The sequence below is a fragment of the Bacillus massiliglaciei genome (assembly GCF_900098925.1).
In the GTDB taxonomy this organism is placed as follows: domain Bacteria; phylum Bacillota; class Bacilli; order Bacillales; family DSM-1321; genus Peribacillus; species Peribacillus massiliglaciei.
Genome location: NZ_LT622356.1, coordinates 209924 through 225548, shown reverse-complemented (window position 1 = coordinate 225548; position 15625 = coordinate 209924). Strand labels below are relative to the sequence as shown.

General features: G+C 43.0%; 17 protein-coding genes. 11 read left to right on the top strand and 6 right to left on the bottom strand.

The features are described 5' to 3' along the window. Positions 1–226: 226 nt before the first annotated feature. The 11 genes from BQ4305_RS21325 to BQ4305_RS05295 all read left to right on the top strand — a co-directional run bounded on the left by BQ4305_RS21325 (position 227) and on the right by BQ4305_RS05295 (position 9846). A complete protein-coding gene (locus tag BQ4305_RS21325; RefSeq protein ID WP_199880500.1) occupies positions 227–397 on the top strand; it encodes a hypothetical protein in 171 nt (56 codons plus the stop codon). A 158-nt stretch (positions 398–555) separates the two neighbouring features. Then, positions 556–1815: a group II intron reverse transcriptase/maturase gene (gene ltrA, locus BQ4305_RS05340; RefSeq protein ID WP_110926804.1), complete on the top strand. Its 1260-nt coding sequence runs from the start codon at positions 556–558 to the stop codon at positions 1813–1815. Between the two features lie 390 nt (positions 1816–2205). Further along, positions 2206–2817 (top strand): class I SAM-dependent methyltransferase, encoded by a 612-nt coding sequence (locus tag BQ4305_RS05335; protein WP_234396878.1) that lies wholly within the window; start codon positions 2206–2208, stop codon positions 2815–2817. 83 nt (positions 2818–2900) lie between these two features. After that, positions 2901–3449, top strand: coding sequence for a hypothetical protein (locus BQ4305_RS05330; protein ID WP_110926803.1), 549 nt, complete (start codon positions 2901–2903; stop codon positions 3447–3449). 378 nt (positions 3450–3827) lie between these two features. Further along, positions 3828–5582 (top strand): alkaline phosphatase D family protein, encoded by a 1755-nt coding sequence (locus BQ4305_RS05325; RefSeq protein ID WP_110926802.1) that lies wholly within the window; start codon positions 3828–3830, stop codon positions 5580–5582. A 17-nt stretch (positions 5583–5599) separates the two neighbouring features. Beyond that, entirely contained in the window at positions 5600–5806 is a 207-nt protein-coding gene (locus BQ4305_RS05320) for a twin-arginine translocase TatA/TatE family subunit (protein WP_110926801.1), read from the top strand. 57 nt (positions 5807–5863) lie between these two features. Beyond that, positions 5864–6622 (top strand): twin-arginine translocase subunit TatC, encoded by a 759-nt coding sequence (tatC, locus tag BQ4305_RS05315; protein WP_110926800.1) that lies wholly within the window; start codon positions 5864–5866, stop codon positions 6620–6622. 63 nt (positions 6623–6685) lie between these two features. Continuing rightward, positions 6686–7396 carry a YjjG family noncanonical pyrimidine nucleotidase gene (locus BQ4305_RS05310; RefSeq protein ID WP_110926885.1) on the top strand — a complete coding sequence of 237 codons (711 nt, stop codon included), beginning with the start codon at positions 6686–6688 and terminating at the stop codon, positions 7394–7396. Between the two features lie 199 nt (positions 7397–7595). Continuing rightward, complete coding sequence (locus BQ4305_RS05305) at positions 7596–8144, top strand: NADPH-dependent FMN reductase (RefSeq protein ID WP_110926799.1); 549 nt, start codon at positions 7596–7598, stop codon at positions 8142–8144. A gap of 100 nt (positions 8145–8244) precedes the next feature. Next, positions 8245–8784, top strand: coding sequence for a GNAT family N-acetyltransferase (locus BQ4305_RS05300; protein WP_110926798.1), 540 nt, complete (start codon positions 8245–8247; stop codon positions 8782–8784). Between the two features lie 192 nt (positions 8785–8976). Then, a complete protein-coding gene (locus tag BQ4305_RS05295) occupies positions 8977–9846 on the top strand; it encodes a cation diffusion facilitator family transporter (protein WP_110926797.1) in 870 nt (289 codons plus the stop codon). A 102-nt stretch (positions 9847–9948) separates the two neighbouring features. On the opposite strand, the gene BQ4305_RS05290 is transcribed toward BQ4305_RS05295, so the two are convergent. The 6 genes from BQ4305_RS05290 to BQ4305_RS05265 form a co-directional block, all read right to left on the bottom strand. Continuing rightward, entirely contained in the window at positions 9949–10167 is a 219-nt protein-coding gene (locus tag BQ4305_RS05290) for a hypothetical protein (RefSeq protein WP_110926796.1), read from the bottom strand. A gap of 410 nt (positions 10168–10577) precedes the next feature. Next, a complete protein-coding gene (locus BQ4305_RS21320) occupies positions 10578–10859 on the bottom strand; it encodes a hypothetical protein (RefSeq protein WP_199880572.1) in 282 nt (93 codons plus the stop codon). A 13-nt stretch (positions 10860–10872) separates the two neighbouring features. Further along, a complete protein-coding gene (locus BQ4305_RS05280; protein WP_110926794.1) occupies positions 10873–12453 on the bottom strand; it encodes a PTS transporter subunit EIIC in 1581 nt (526 codons plus the stop codon). 94 nt (positions 12454–12547) lie between these two features. After that, entirely contained in the window at positions 12548–13045 is a 498-nt protein-coding gene (locus BQ4305_RS05275; protein WP_110926793.1) for a PTS sugar transporter subunit IIA, read from the bottom strand. Positions 13046–13124: 79 nt separating this feature from the next. Continuing rightward, complete coding sequence (locus tag BQ4305_RS05270; RefSeq protein WP_110926792.1) at positions 13125–13886, bottom strand: MurR/RpiR family transcriptional regulator; 762 nt, start codon at positions 13884–13886, stop codon at positions 13125–13127. A 143-nt stretch (positions 13887–14029) separates the two neighbouring features. Then, complete coding sequence (locus BQ4305_RS05265) at positions 14030–15382, bottom strand: 6-phospho-alpha-glucosidase (RefSeq protein WP_110926791.1); 1353 nt, start codon at positions 15380–15382, stop codon at positions 14030–14032. Positions 15383–15625: the final 243 nt, after the last annotated feature.

Sequence of the window (15625 nt, the reverse complement as noted above, 5' to 3'; positions counted from 1 at the left end):
TGTGTGCGCCCGGCATGGGTGCAGTCTATAGGGTGAGAGTCCCGAACCATGAAGGCAGTAGTAATGGTTAGCTTAACGCAAGGGTGTCTGTGGTGACGCAGAATCTGAAGGAAGCGAGCGGCAAACCTCCGGTCTGAGGAACACGAACTTCATATAAGGCTAGGTACCATTGGATGAGTTTGCACAACAAAACGAAGTCCTTACTGCCGAAGGTGGTACAGAGTAAATGAAGCAGATAGATGGAGGGAAAGACTGTACTCTTACCCGGGGAGGTCTGATTGGAACGCCAAGTTCCCTTGGTAACCTATCCAGCGATGGACAGCTGAACAATCAGAAGTCAGCCGAGGTCATAGTACCATTCCAACTCGAGATGGAATGGGAAGGACTGAACTATTAGGAAGAACGAGAACTAGGCATATAATTCCTGTATAGAAGCAGACAATCCGAAAGGACTTACTTGAAGGAGGAAGTGGTGAATTCCACAGGGGACTTCATGAGGGTGGAGCAGGAATAACATAATTAGATTTCTACGTTCACGTCGAAAGGAAATATCACATGTTAATGGATCTGATTCTGTCACGGGAAAACTTAATAGAAGCACTTAAACGTGTGGAGAAGAACAAAGGGAGTCACGGCATAGATGGAATGTCCGTAAAATCCCTACGAAGACATCTCTATGAGAACTGGGAAACTCTTTGTGATTCATTAAGGGAAGGTACCTATCAACCTAACCCAGTCCGTCGAGTCGAAATCCCGAAACCGAACGGTGGAGTAAGATTACTAGGAATACCTACCGTGACAGACCGGTTCATTCAACAGGCTATCGCCCAAGTTCTAACCCCACTTCTTGACCCAACCTTCTCAGAATATAGTTATGGGTTTAGACCAAATAGAAGAGGTCATGATGCGGTTCGTAAAGCAAGGGAATATATAAGTGAAGGTTATAGATGGGTGATTGACATGGACTTGGAGAAATTCTTTGATAGAGTCAATCATGATAAGTTAATGGGGATATTAGCAAGTAGAATCCAAGACCGGCTGGTCTTGAAACTTATACGGAAGTATCTCCAAGCAGGAATTATGATGAATGGTGTAGTCTATGATGCAGAAGAAGGAACACCACAAGGAGGTCCACTGAGCCCCCTTCTTTCGAATATCCTTTTGGATAAACTTGATAAAGAGTTAGAAAGGAGAGGTCACAAGTTTGTCCGCTACGCCGATGATTGTAATATTTACATGAAATCGAAGAAAGCTGGAGAACGAGTGATGAACTCAATTACATGCTTTATTGAGCAGAAATTAAAGCTCAAAGTAAATAGAGAAAAGTCAGCAGTTGATCGCCCGTGGAAACGAAAGTTTCTTGGCTTTAGCTTTACGGTCAATAAGAAACCGAAGGTTCGAATAGCCAATGAAAGTATTAAAAGGCTTAAGGCTAAAATACGGGAGTTAACCTCCCGTTCTAAACAAATTCCTATGGAAGTTAGAATCGAGAAACTAAATCAATATCTAACGGGATGGTGTGGATATTTTGCATTGGCTGATACACCAAGTAAATTTAAAGAATTTGATGAGTGGATTAGACGGAGACTCCGTATGCTTGAATGGAAACAATGGAAGAAACCGAGGACAAGAGTAAGAAAACTCAAAGGTCTAGGTGTCCCTGACCAAAAGGCATATGAATGGGGAAACTCCAGAAAGAAATATTGGAGAATAGCCTGTAGTCCAATCTTACACAAAACCCTCAATAACTTGTATTGGAGTCACCGAGGGTTGAAAAGTTTATATAATCGATATGAATTTCTGCGTCAAACTTAATGGAACCGCCGTATACCGAACGGTACGTACGGTGGTGTGAGAGGTCGTGGGTTAATCACCCCCTCCTACTCGATTTGATTAACAGGTTCGTGAATTTCATTAGATGCCGTTTTTTTATTGAAGGAAAATCGTTTTTGAGTAAAGAAATATAAAAAGATTATATTCTGGAGGTGAGACCCAAACATTGGTTGTCTTAAACAGTAAAACTTCAGCGTTTTTATCAAGATATAAGCTTTTCGAAACGGATGACGTGCAGCAGGTTCAGCTGCAGCACCGGTTAGCTCTAACGGAAGCATTTAGAGTGAAAAAAGGGATGAGAGTCCTGGAGATTGGCTGCGGGCATGGGACACAACGGTTGCTTTAGCCGATGCCGTAGGGGATAGCGGTCACGTGATTGCGATGGATATGGCAAGCCGGGAGTACGGAGCCCCGCTGACATTGGGACAGGCGGCGGACCGAATCAAGGGTTCGGCATTGGGAGAGCGGATCACCTTTCATTTTGACATGGATTTTGAATCCTATCATTCTAGCGAGTCATTTGATATCGCTATTTTATCTCATTGTTCCTGGTATTTTAAAAGTCCTGAAGTGCTGTCCCGTTATTTTAAAAAGTTGCGGAAGATCACCAAATGCATAGGCTTTGCCGAGTGGGATCTTGAATTCAGTGATCAATCTCAGCGTGCCCATTTTTGTGCAGCGACGATTCTTGCCTTGTATTCAAATTTTGTGAAAAATGATGGGAATATACAAAATGTGTTTCATAAAAAACAAATTCGGGACATGCTGAAACAAGCAGGCTTTCAAATCATGAAAGAAGAGGGAGTGGATGCTTCGTATTTACAGGATGCACAGTGGGAAAAGAGCTATGCCAATAGTATTCGCAGCGAGTTTGTTAACGTTCCGCCCACGATTCAAACCTTGGCTGCCAGCTGCTATGAAATCATGAATGCGTCAAATGGGGATGAACAGTCATTAAATAGTTTTATATTATGCGGGGGATGAGTTGGTTAAGGAATATTGAAGGGTTTGGCTAGCGGATGTTAATAGGCTGCCAATCCATAAATGATAGATTGGAGGTCAGATAAATGAATATTTCTTTACCTGCCATGACGACAGCTATAACACTTTTAGCTACGGTTACCAATGTGATAATAGCGTTTTCTAACTATAAAATGGCCCGCAGCAATTATGCATTATCCAGAGAAAAACAAGAAAAAGAAGCGATGGCCCAGCTTCGATACCAATGTGAACGTGTTAATTTTCGAAATAGGGAATACGATGTGTTTATTTCTAATAATTCACATTCAGCTATATCAAATGTTGTTATAATCATAACCCAAAATAATATAGGGCCAATTTTTGATGACTTACTTGAGTTCCCATGGGAATGTAATAATGTTAAATGGGTTCCTACTATACCTTCTGGGGATTATAAAATAGAATTTGGAGAATTATATCAGAACGGTATGTCTAAATATCCTGTAGTTTCTGCTCTATTTACAGATGTTAATGGTAATGAGTGGTTTTTAAATACTAAAGGCCAAATTTTTGAATGCCCAGGTTATTTTGAAACGATTATCGATAAGGAGAAACTTACACTTCCGATGCGCCCTCATAATTTAGATAGAATTTAGGGGAGTATTCCATTTACCCTTTTCCTATAGGTTATCTGACGGGTATTAATTTCGGCTGATTAGGCGAAAAAATCTGCTCTATTTTGGAGTGGATTTTTTTATATCCCCCGCAAACCCCAAACTTTGTAAATTTCGATTGAAGATATCGTGAATAAAAATAGGTGAAAGGAACCGCCTGAAATCAGGAAAATATTCTGTTGAGCAGCACGTAGCGGTTCTTTTTTTAATGAAAAATATCCCCTGATAGGCCCTGCAAGTATCAGAAACTTGGCTCTGTATCTCTCCCTCTATTTACAAATCCATACAGCCAATTAACAAATTTCCCCTATAATCGACGGCGTGGGCAGGAAATTCAATTCTAAAGGGGAGAAGAAAAAGATGATGAATGAGAGACCGCTTGATGATTTGGTGAGGAAGTATACGGAGGAGAATATGAAGAAGAATGTGGACCGCCGCCGTTTCCTGCAGGGGGCGGGAAAGATTGCCGGCTTGTCTTTGGGTCTTGTGATTGCGAATTCGCTGGGCGGGTTTGAGGTAGAGGCTGCACCGTCTTTCAAGGAATATCCGTTTACGCTTGGTATTGCGTCAGGTGATCCGCTTTCTGACAGTGTGGTTCTTTGGACAAGGCTGGCGGTGGATCCGCTGAATGGCGGGGGAATGCCATCCCGTATTATTCCGGTTCAATGGGAGCTTGCGACAGATGAGCACTTCCGCCATGTGATCAAGCGGGGGACGGAGCACGCTTCACCGGCGCTGGGGCATTCTGTCCATGTGGAAGTGAAAGGCCTGAAGGCGGATTCGGTGTATTATTACCGGTTCAAATGCGGAAAGGAGCGCAGCCCGATCGGCAGGACCAAAACGCTTCCGAAGCCTGGTGCCAGTGTCAGGAGCCTGACGTTTGCGTTTGCTTCCTGCCAGCAGTTTGAGCACGGCTTTTATACAGCGTACAAGCATATGGCGAAAGAGGATCTTGATTTAGTGATCCATCTCGGAGATTACATATATGAATACGGGACAAATGAATATGTAGCGGAAACCGGCAATGTCCGTGCCCATTCCGGCGATGAAATCATGACGGTGGAGGATTACCGCAACCGCTATGCCCAGTACCGTTCCGATGAACATTTGCGGGCGGCCCACGCTGCATTCCCATGGGTGGTTACATGGGATGACCATGAAGTGGAAAATAATTATGCGAGCATTTATCCGGAGAAAGACCAATCGGTGGAGGAGTTCATCAAGCGCCGGGCCGCAGCCTACCAGGTGTACTATGAGCATATGCCGCTCCGCAAATCTATGCTGCCTAAGGATGGAGGCATGCAGTTATACCGTGATTTCAGTTATGGGAATTTGGCTGACTTCTTTGTATTGGATACGCGCCAGTACCGGGATGATCAGGCCAATGGCGACGGCACGAAAGCCCATACAGCAGAATCGCTGGATCCAAATCGGACACTGCTTGGGGCCGACCAGGAAAAATGGCTGCTTGATCGCTTGGATCGCTCGACATCTCACTGGAATGTCCTGGCCCAGCAGATTTTCTTTGCCGAGCGGAAAACAGGAACGGCCGCTGCACCGAAATACAGCATGGATTCGTGGGACGGCTATCCGGCTGCGCGCCAGCATATCACTGATTTTGCAGCCGCTAAAAATATTGACAACATGATTGTGCTGACCGGTGATGTCCATGCGAGCTGGGCTTCCAACCTGACGACGGATTACAGCAATCCGGATGCACCGATATTCGGAGCGGAATTCGTCGGCACTTCGATTACATCCGGAGGGGACGGCTCAGATGTGCGTGCTGATACGGAAAAAACGCTGGCTGACAACCCGCACATCCAATTTTTCAATAATTACCGCGGCTACGTCCGCTGCCAGGTGACGCCGGACCAATGGCGTGCTGATTACCGGGTCGTTCCATTCGTCAGCAAGACCGGAGCCGACATTTCGACAAGGGCTTCCTTCGTATATAAAAAAGACCGGCAAGGGATTGTGGAGGTCGAGGCATCCTCCGTACCGATGGGGATCCAAAAGTCCAATGAGGTGGAGGATGACCGCCATCGCGCCCATGACCGCGCCCATAAGAAGCAAGTGGAGAAAAAACGCAAACGCCATGCCGTTACAAATTAAAAAGGAGATGAACCAGCATGCTTTCGAATATTGGGATTCCAGGACTCATTATCGTGCTTGTAATCGCCCTGATTATTTTCGGGCCTTCCAAGCTGCCGGAAATCGGCCGGGCATTCGGCCGGACATTGCATGAATTTAAAAACGGCGCAAAGGAATTAGTGGGCGATGACAGCGCAGAAGAGGCAAAAAAGCCAGCACTGACGGCTGTGAAAAAAGAACAATAAGCAGAGGAGAGCAGGCGCAGCCGTCTGCTCTCTCTTTATCAAAAGGAGGCTTTAGGAATGGAAAAGAAGGAGCTGCATGTGGCGGACCATCTGGAGGAGCTTCGCCGGCGGATTATCATGACGCTGCTTTCGTTTGCGGCTTTCCTGATCATCAGTTTTATATTTGTCCAGGATTTGTATCAGTGGCTTGTCGCCGATTTGGACGGCAAATTGGCCATCCTTGGGCCGGGCGACATTCTGTGGGTATACATGGTGATTGCCGCCGTATGTGCGATTGCGGCCACGATTCCAATCGCCGCTTATCAGACATGGCGTTTCGTGGCGCCTGCGCTGAAACCGGAGGAAAGCAAGGTCACTTTACGCTTTATCCCGGGACTCTTCCTGCTGTTTATTGCCGGGATTTCTTTCGGCTATTTCGTCCTGTTTCCGATGGTGCTCGGATTTTTGACCAGCCTTTCCGACGGACAGTTTGAAGCGATGTTCACCGCGGAAAAATATTTCCGCTTCATGATCAACCTGACCCTGCCGTTTGGCTTTCTGTTTGAAATGCCGCTTGTCGTCATGTTTCTAACAAGACTGGGAATTTTGAATCCGAACAGGCTGGCCAAGGCGCGGAAGTTTTCTTATTTTGGTCTGATTGTCCTCTCTGTCCTGATCACTCCGCCGGACCTGATTTCTGACATTTTGGTCATCGTGCCGCTGCTTGTGCTGTATGAAGTGAGTGTCACGCTTTCAAGAATTGTCTACCGGAAAAAACTGAAGCTGGAAGCAGCTTTAGGGGAGTCTTACTCCGGGGCGCAGTCTTCGAATGCATAAAAAGAGTGTTATAATGCAAGGGAGACAGCATCTGATTGCAGCGAAGAATGTGGAGGCGTTATGGTGAAACAATATCGAACATTACTATTTGATGTGGATGATACGTTATTGGATTTTGGGGCCGCGGAACATGGCGCATTGATCCAGTTATTCAAAGACCGGGAATTAGCTTTTACACCGGAAATGAAAGAGCAATATAACACGATCAACCGCCGGTTATGGAAAGCATTTGAGGATGGAAAAATCGGTCGGGATGAAGTCGTGAACACCCGCTTTTCCCTGCTGTTTGATCAATATGGCATTCAGGCAGACGGAGCCGCTTTGCAAACGAGCTACCGCAGCTATTTAGCGGAAGGGCATCAGCTGATGGAAGGCGCTATGGAATTGATTAAACAGCTTTCCAAGCAATTTGATTTATATATTGTGACAAACGGGGAATCCCGCACGCAATATAAGCGGCTGAACGATTCGGGCTTACATCCGTATTTTAGAGATGTATTTGTATCTGAAGATGCGCAGTATCAAAAGCCGATGAAGGAATTTTTTGATTATGCCTTTGAACGGATTGAGTGCTTTGACCTCGACCATACGCTGATTGTCGGTGATTCGCTGAGCGCGGACATTACAGGCGGAATGAGAGCGCGGATTGATACATGCTGGGCCAATTTGAAAAATGAGAAGAATGATACGGACATCCTCCCTACCTATGAAATTCATCATCTGAATGAATTATATGACCTGCTGCAGGTAAAAGCTCCTGTGTTAGAGGTATAAGGTGCAAACCAATCCCATTGCGAGAAACGGGGTTGGTTTTTTTGCCTTCTGTCTCCTTTTTAGAAGGCTTCCAAAGCGGTTGTGGAGAATATAAAAAAGGTTGAGGAATTTTTCTCAAACATGCAGCCGTTATTTCTTGAACAGGGGAATGGGTGCAACGATTTGGAAAAAATAAATGAAAAGTGGGAGGAAGAGCGCAATGGCTGAAAAATTGAATGTAGGAATTATTTTAGGCAGTACAAGAGAGGGAAGGGTCAGTCCGCAAGTCGGAGAGTGGATTAAGGAACTTGCCGACCAGCGCGGAGATGCCAACTATGAAATTGTGGATATAGCGGACTATCAGTTGCCGTTCTTAGGAACAACGGATGGAACGGAACCAGGGATTGCTGCCTGGAATGAGAAATTGAACAGCCTGGATGGCTTCGTATTTATCGTTCAGGAATACAATCACAGTATCACTGGGGCGTTAAAAAATGCGATTGATTTAGCCCGTGAAGCCTGGAATAACAAAGCGGCGGGAATCGTCAGCTATGGTTCAACCGGCGGCGCCCGTGCGGCGGAACATCTGCGCGGAATCCTGGGTGAGCTCTTGATTGCCGACGTCCGCGTTCACCCAACACTTTCTCTATTTACGGATTTTGAAAATTTCACGACATTCAAACCGGCTGAATTGCACTTTACGAATGTCAATGCCATGCTGGACCAAGTGCTTGCATGGAGCGGAGCGTTAAAAACGCTAAGAAAATAATCACTTTCTAAGATGGGCCATACGAATATCAGATCCTGCTTCGTGCAGGGTTTGGTATTCGTTTTTCTATGCACAGAGAAAGGGAAGGATTCCCGCCATCATGCAGATTTTGAGAACGGAAAGATTATCGCTCAGACCGTTTCGGGAAGAAGATATCCTTGTGCTTCACGCCATTTTTTCAGATGTCGAAACCATGGCATATTACCCGGCGCCATTTACCTTGGAACAAACGCGAAACTGGGTGAAAAGAAACCAGGAAAGATATGAAAAGGATGGATACGGCTTATGGGGCATATACCTGAAAGAAACGAACGAATTAATAGGCGACTGCGGGCTAGTAAAACAAACAGTGGATGGCAAAGAGGAAGCGGAAATTGGCTACCATGTTCATAAATCATACTGGTCCAAAGGATTGGCCACAAAAGCGGCGAAGGCCTGCCGGAAATATGGCTTTGAGGAGTTAGGTTTACATAAGCTGATCAGCATCATTGACCCTGGAAATCTGCCATCCATCCGTGTGGCCGAGAAACTGGGGTTCACCAAAGAGAAAGAATCCTTCATCTTTGGGAAAAACCATTGGATCTATTCTGAATTCAATAGGAGAAAGAGGCAGCTGGGAGACTCATTCGGCAATCCCTGAAGACCTCTCCCTCCATTATGGAAAGCAAGAAGAGAAGAATTATTATATCCAATATTTCCTTGAAAACTTCACCTTGTACAACTTAGTTAACTTGTACTTACTTATATAAAAACACGCAAAAAGGTTTCTATAGACCCACCCGCTTCTCTCCTGCTATTATAACAAAGCACTTTCTGGAGGGGATGGATCAAGGTGGAGGACCAAAAGTACAGAAACCTCAAATTAGGAGAACGCGGAGCTATGATAAGCATCTCAGCTTACATATGCCTTTCAATAGTAAAGTTAATAGTCGGATATACAAGTAATTCTGCTGCCCTAAAAGCGGACGGATTAAATAACACCACCGATATCATTGCTTCTATTTCAGTACTTATCGGTTTAAGGCTGTCTCAAAGACCGCCTGATAAAGACCATGGGTACGGCCATTGGAAAAGCGAAACGATTGCCTCTATGGTTGCTTCCTTTATTATGATGGTGGTAGGAGTACAGGTATTGATGGACGCAGCAACTGCTTTGTTTCGTGGAGAGAAAGAGACTCCTGATATTATGGCCGCCTATGTAGGGATTTTTTCGGCCGCCGCGATGTACTTTGTTTACCGGTATAATAAAAATTTAGCTAATAAAATTAATAGCAAGTCTGTGATGGCTGCCGCAAAAGATAATATTTCCGATGCGTGGGTGAGTATAGGCACGGCGATCGGAATCTTTGGTTCTCAGCTGGGGATGCCTTGGCTGGATACCGTTACGGCGTTCATTGTCGGGGTCTTGATCTGCAAGACTGCCTGGGAAATCTTCAGGGATGCTTCCCATGATCTATCAGACGGCTTTGATGAAAATAAAATTCAGCAGTATACAGATGAAATTTCAAAAATAGATGGCGTAAAAGGGATCAAGGAAGTTAGGGGCAGGAACTATGGAAATAATGAAGTGATTGATGTAGTCATCCTCGTCAATTCAACGTTGGATATAACAGCAGCCCACAATATTGCGAACCAGGTGGAACAACGGCTGATGACCGAATACGGTGTTTATGATGTCCATGTGCATGTGGAACCCAATTAACCCAGCGGCCAATAAAACGGAGGCGTTTCTGCAATAAGCAGGAATGCTTTTTTATATGGCGCGAAATGAAACAGTGCCTTATAAGGAACGGCCATAGGTAATCTACAGTAATGGTTCGTCTTTATTGCTCAGCTTGATGATGAAAGGGAAAATGACAATAAATAAAAGACTGATATAGCCTATGGTTAAAGTTCTTTGCGATTCGGAAGAAATGTATTGCGTAACCCCGCAGTTCGGACAGCTTTTCCCCTTTTTTGAAAATCCGAGTGACCAAATTTCTTTCACTTTCCATTTGTAATGACAGTTTGTACATTGAGCCATAGATTATCTCTCCAATCTATAAATATAATACAATTAATGCTAATTATAGCGTTAAATTCCTGTAAAAAAGTATGAATGATAGAAGGAATCACAGGGCGGTTTGATGCTTCTGAATATAAATGGTAAACATAGTGCGGTAGTCTATTGAATTAGAGAAGTAAATCTTGAAGATTGGGCTTCCTTCTTGGTGTAATAAAACAGGGAGGCCTTGTCATCAAGGCACAGCAGCCATAGCGGCGGACGAATTTACAATGAAAGAAAAGCAGAAGCTTATATGGAGAAGGCAGGAGAGGGCCTATCATGTTTCCGTATAAGCCCCAGTTAAAAAATCTATACGCTTATAGCATCTTTATGGGGATCAACGGTACAGCCACGCTGTCAACCGTAATCTTTTGGCTCATACCCGAAGATCAGCTTTCAAAAGAATGGGCTCCCTTATCTATTGAGTCTTTTGGACTGTACGGTTCGTGTATAGCAGCTTTAGTTGTCAGGGACTTATTTTTTAAGAAAGAGAAAATTTCCAGTAAGCGATGGATAGAAAATATAAAAGGCATATCTTTATTTAATAAGGAGATTGGGTGATCAAAGTAAAATGTTGATAATAAGAAAAAAAGAGCTGCCGAAGCAGTTCTTTTTCTTTGCGCAAATTTTTGTATAGGAATTTTCGAGTAAAATATACGTAATGTTTTCATGATAATCCTCTATTTAACTAGCAAGATATTTCTCGACAGAATTCCTGACTCCATTTACTTTTGGTCCGTATACGACTTGAATATTTTCACCATTTTTTATGACACCTGCAGCTCCTGTACCTTTTAAGGTAATTTCATCAACTATATTGGGGTCTGTCACTTTGACTCTCAAACGGGAAAAACAATTGTCGACCGTTTCGATATTTTCCTTTCCGCCAAGTCCTTGAACGATGACGGCAGCAAGGTCTGAATCTTTGTCTGCTATAGCCGCTACTTCTCCTAAACCAGCGGCCACCTTTTCTTTGTAATCTTTTTTCGTGAATAATTTAACTTCTTCATCTTCTTCTCGGCCAGGGGTTTTCAGTTTTAATTTTTGAATTAAAAATTTGAAAACAACAAAGTATGTCGCCAGTTGGACGAGCCCGACCAGGACATAGAGCGGCCATTTTGTTCTTTCCATTCCGGCTGGCAGGTTAAAGGATAGAAATTCTATCAGACCTCCGGCTCCATACGTCCGAACTCCGAGTAATACGGTAACAGCTTCAAAGAGACCATCCATAACAGAGTGAACAAGCCATAGAAGAGGAGAGACAAACAAAAAGGTGAATTCTATAGGCTCTGTAATCCCGGCTAAAACGGAAGTGGCTAACGCCGGAATTAAAATGGCCTTTAATCTCTTCTTGTTTTCTGGTCTAGCTGTTTTATAAAAGGCTAGAGCGGCGCCCGCAAGACCAAACATTTTGACCATGCCATATTGTAAATACTTTGTAGATGAATCAAACAGCTTCACAGATGGATCCGCTATTTGAGCCAAGAAGATATTGACTGCTCCGGAATACATTTTGCCGTTGACAGCCAGTTCCCCTCCGATATTAGAATAGGAGAAGGGAGCCCATATTAAGTGATGCAATCCTGTTGGAATTAAGAATCGATTCAAAAATCCATATAAAAAGATTCCGATCGATCCTGATACGTTTATAAAAGTTGTCAAAGCGGAAATGCCGGCTGCTACAAACGGCCAAAAATAACTGAATGCTATTGCTAAAACCAGTAAAATCGGCAGTAAAATAATAAATACGAGTTTCGTATTACCATATACACCAATGGCCCCAGGCAGCTCCTTATTGCAGAATTTATTATGAACAAGGGCAACGACTACGCCAAGGATCATCCCTAAGAAAACACCCATATCAACCACTTGGAAACCTAAGATGACAGTTTGACCCGTACCATATAAATCAGACGAGTCTTTATAAGCGATGAGTTTGCCGGTTAAAGCAAGCCATTGATTGTTTGCCCCCAAAAAAACTAAAAAGGAAAACAAGGCAACAAGTGCTGCTTCTGCTTTCTTTTCTTTCGCAATGCCGAGCGCGATTCCTATACAGAAGATAATGCTTAAGTTCATCAGGATTGGCCAAAGCCCGCTTGCGATAAATTCACCTGCATGGATTAAAATACTTCCTTCTCCTACAATGACTGGATTACTGAGAATAGACGTAAGAGCTAAAATGATCCCTGCAATAGGTAAAAACAATACTGGAGCAACGATAGCCCTTGCAAAAATCTGCATGCTGTTTAACACTTTATCTTTCATTTTAACCCCCCCAATATAGTTAGATGTAAACGCTTTAATTTTTTAATAGGAAATATTTGTTCGAATTTTCGGATATTTTTGTGTGGAAAATGAACTACTTTATGCTGCACTTTAGAAGAGGCTCCTGTGCCAGCACTTCTCCAGCAGAGATTTGCTCTATTCCTTTTAATTTTTCCAAGGTATTGGTAATAATAATGGGAGAAATAATTTCTTTGTTTTTACTTTCCAGAAATTCAATGTCGAAGTTTAATAAGGCATCGCCTTTTTGTATCATTTGTCCTTCTTTGACAAGTTCTTCAAATCCTTCCCCTTTAAGTTCCACAGTATCTAATCCGATATGAAGAAGAATTTCTAAGCCTTTTGTCGATTTAATACCGATGGCGTGTTTAGTAGGGAATACCTGGATAACTTCACCATCTACTGGTGAAACTAGCTTTCCTTCCCTTGGGATGATCGCTGCACCATCACCTAACATTTTCTGGGCAAATACCTGATCAGGAACTTCTGCTAATGGAATAATTTCTCCGGAAAGGGGGGAATAGATTTCTTCTATTGTCGTTTTTGCCTTTTTTTGAAATAAGTTTTGCAGCATAAAATCAGCCCGCTCTCTTTATAGAATTGTATGTTTAAAATAGACAGGTCCGCCAATTCACGATTAATTCTTATCATGCTTATTCTTGTAATTGATGCCGATAATCCACATAGTGCCGAAACAGTGTCTCTGCAATAAAGAAGAAGGAAGAGGAAGAGACGCTTGTAATACCGTCACTTACTGGAATGTCTGAGCTGTTTGCATATAAATTGTAAGGAGTCATTGTAGCTAATCGATTATTTTTCAGGTTTGTAATGGAAACAAAGGGGATTCCTTTTGTTTGCAGCGATTGTACAGTTGGAAATATGACCGGTGTATCTCCTGAAAAGGAAATGATGATGATAAGGTCCTTGATGGTTAAACTTCTGAGTAATATTTCGAATTCTGCCAGTGCTCTTATAACATATAAATGACGCTGCATGCTGAGAAACATTCTTTGCAATTCATCTGCACAGTTTAATTGCAAGCTGCCTGTTCCGTAAATGAAAATTCGCTCAGAACGATCTATTAACTCACATATCTCACTAAAATCTTTTGTTTTTGCATATTTGATTGTTTCTTGTATATCTTCATTTAAACGATCTACACTGCTTTTTTTTTCTTGCTGCACATCTTCTTCATCCTGCCATTTCAAGTAAACACGAAACTCACTGTACCCGCTGAAACCCAGTTTTTGTGCTAAACGAAGAATGGATGAACGGGAAACATTGCATTTATCTGCCAATTGGTTGATTCCAAGACGATAACATGTGCTTTTATTATTAAGCGTATATTTTAAAATATGAAGGTCATTTTCATGAAGCTGATGATAATGTTTATTGATTAATTCTTCGATTTTCATGATTACTACCTACTCCTGTTTCTTTTTATCTTACCATAGGAATTTTAGAATTTTGAACAGGAATAGGGATGGGGAAACAAAAGGCACAACTCATTTAATAGGGTTGTACTTTTTGTTTCGACAGATTGTGTTATCTATTTTATTTACACAGTAGCAAGAGCTTCTTCTTGATCAAGCGCTGGCCAGTAGTCTTTGTTTGCTTCGATTAAATCATCTAAAATTTCCTTCGCTACTTTCGCGCTTGGAACGGTTTTCGATAGAGTTAAAGCTTGCCATAGTTTTTGATAGGACTTTTGTTCCCACGCTTCGACCACTAGTTTCTCTACGGATACCTGCTGCTCCATTAAGCCTTTCTGGAATTGCGGGATTTTTCCGATCGACAGAGGCTCAGGTCCGTTGCTGCCAACGATACAAGGGATTTCTACCATAGCTGTTGAGTCGAAGTTTTCAATGGCACCATTGTTCTCGACAATTAACAGCATTCTCTCGTGCGTGTTATAGGCAATGGCTCTGGCAAGGTCGACAATGTAGGAGGCATGGTCATCAATATGAAGTGCATTGCCTTCTGTTGATTGCTGTTCAATAATTTTTTTGCATTCGCCAAATACGAATTTCTCACGGCCTTCGATGACTTGGTTCGCCCGCGTGTAATTCGGATTGGAGTGATCTACAATGTAATCTGGATAGAAGTAGTATTGAAGGTACGTATTCGGCAGGGTAGTCGGATCAACCGCATATACATCCCTGGCTTTTGCAAAGGTATCACTCCAGCTTGCGTCTCCGTGCTGGTCATTATTTCCTGCGTTCGGTACATAGCCAAATTTGCTGACATGTTCTTTCAGCTTCGGCATCAAATCATTTCCATCTTTGTCACGGATATCTGTCCACCATCCGAAATGGTTCAGTCCATAATAACGGGCAACCATTTCTTTGCGGGATGACAGGCCAACGATCTTCGACATTAAATCTTCAATTCCGATTGGCATATCACAAATATTCAATACCTTAGATTCCGCACGCAGTCTGCGTGTTGCCTCCGCTACAATGGCTGCCGGATTGGAATAGTTCAGCATCCAGGCGTCCGGAGAATATTTCTCCATATAATCAATCAGTTCAAGCACGCCCCCGATGGAACGCATGCCGTAAGCGATTCCGCCCGGCCCGCAAGTTTCCTGGCCGACAACGCCATGTTTGAGTGGAATTTTCTCATCTAATTCACGCATTGCATATTTCCCAACGCGGATATGGGCCATGACAAAATCAACATCTGTGAAGGCTTCTTCCGGGTCAGTCGTCGCGATAAATTCAATATCTGGGGCTTTTTCTCTGACAATCACTTCACAAGCGCCGGCTACTAAATCTTGACGCTGCTGATCATTATCGTAGAACTTTAGTTTGCGAATAGGCAGCTGATCCAGGTTATCTAATAACATTAAGACAATTCCTGGTGTAAAAGTACTTCCTCCGCCTGCAATAACAATGGAAAATTTCTTCATGTGTATTCCTCCTCGATTATTGAATCTATCTACAACACAATTAATAGCATATTCAAAAAATTGGAACAATAAAGTACAGTAATTAAGGGCCCGTTCTCAATTTCTGTTCTTTTTCTCATTTCCTGAGAATTTTCTCACAGGCCTTGTCAGAAGATTGATAGTTGGGAAAAGAGCATGAAATGGAAGGAAATAAAGGATTAATAGGCAAATATGTTTAAGAATAACGGTAGACATTGGCTGGAT

Coding starts and splice junctions, on each gene's coding strand:
- BQ4305_RS05275 (WP_110926793.1), bottom strand. CDS start 13,045: ATGCTGCAAAACTTATTTCAAAAAAAGGCAAAAACGACAATAGAAGAA.
- BQ4305_RS05330 (WP_110926803.1), top strand. CDS start 2,901: ATGAATATTTCTTTACCTGCCATGACGACAGCTATAACACTTTTAGCT.
- ltrA (WP_110926804.1), top strand. CDS start 556: ATGTTAATGGATCTGATTCTGTCACGGGAAAACTTAATAGAAGCACTT.
- BQ4305_RS05300 (WP_110926798.1), top strand. CDS start 8,245: ATGCAGATTTTGAGAACGGAAAGATTATCGCTCAGACCGTTTCGGGAA.
- BQ4305_RS05325 (WP_110926802.1), top strand. CDS start 3,828: ATGATGAATGAGAGACCGCTTGATGATTTGGTGAGGAAGTATACGGAG.
- BQ4305_RS05290 (WP_110926796.1), bottom strand. CDS start 10,167: ATGGCTCAATGTACAAACTGTCATTACAAATGGAAAGTGAAAGAAATT.
- BQ4305_RS05265 (WP_110926791.1), bottom strand. CDS start 15,382: ATGAAGAAATTTTCCATTGTTATTGCAGGCGGAGGAAGTACTTTTACA.
- BQ4305_RS05280 (WP_110926794.1), bottom strand. CDS start 12,453: ATGAAAGATAAAGTGTTAAACAGCATGCAGATTTTTGCAAGGGCTATC.
- BQ4305_RS05305 (WP_110926799.1), top strand. CDS start 7,596: ATGGCTGAAAAATTGAATGTAGGAATTATTTTAGGCAGTACAAGAGAG.
- BQ4305_RS05270 (WP_110926792.1), bottom strand. CDS start 13,886: ATGAAAATCGAAGAATTAATCAATAAACATTATCATCAGCTTCATGAA.
- BQ4305_RS05320 (WP_110926801.1), top strand. CDS start 5,600: ATGCTTTCGAATATTGGGATTCCAGGACTCATTATCGTGCTTGTAATC.
- BQ4305_RS21325 (WP_199880500.1), top strand. CDS start 227: ATGAAGCAGATAGATGGAGGGAAAGACTGTACTCTTACCCGGGGAGGT.
- BQ4305_RS21320 (WP_199880572.1), bottom strand. CDS start 10,859: ATGAAAACATTACGTATATTTTACTCGAAAATTCCTATACAAAAATTT.
- tatC (WP_110926800.1), top strand. CDS start 5,864: ATGGAAAAGAAGGAGCTGCATGTGGCGGACCATCTGGAGGAGCTTCGC.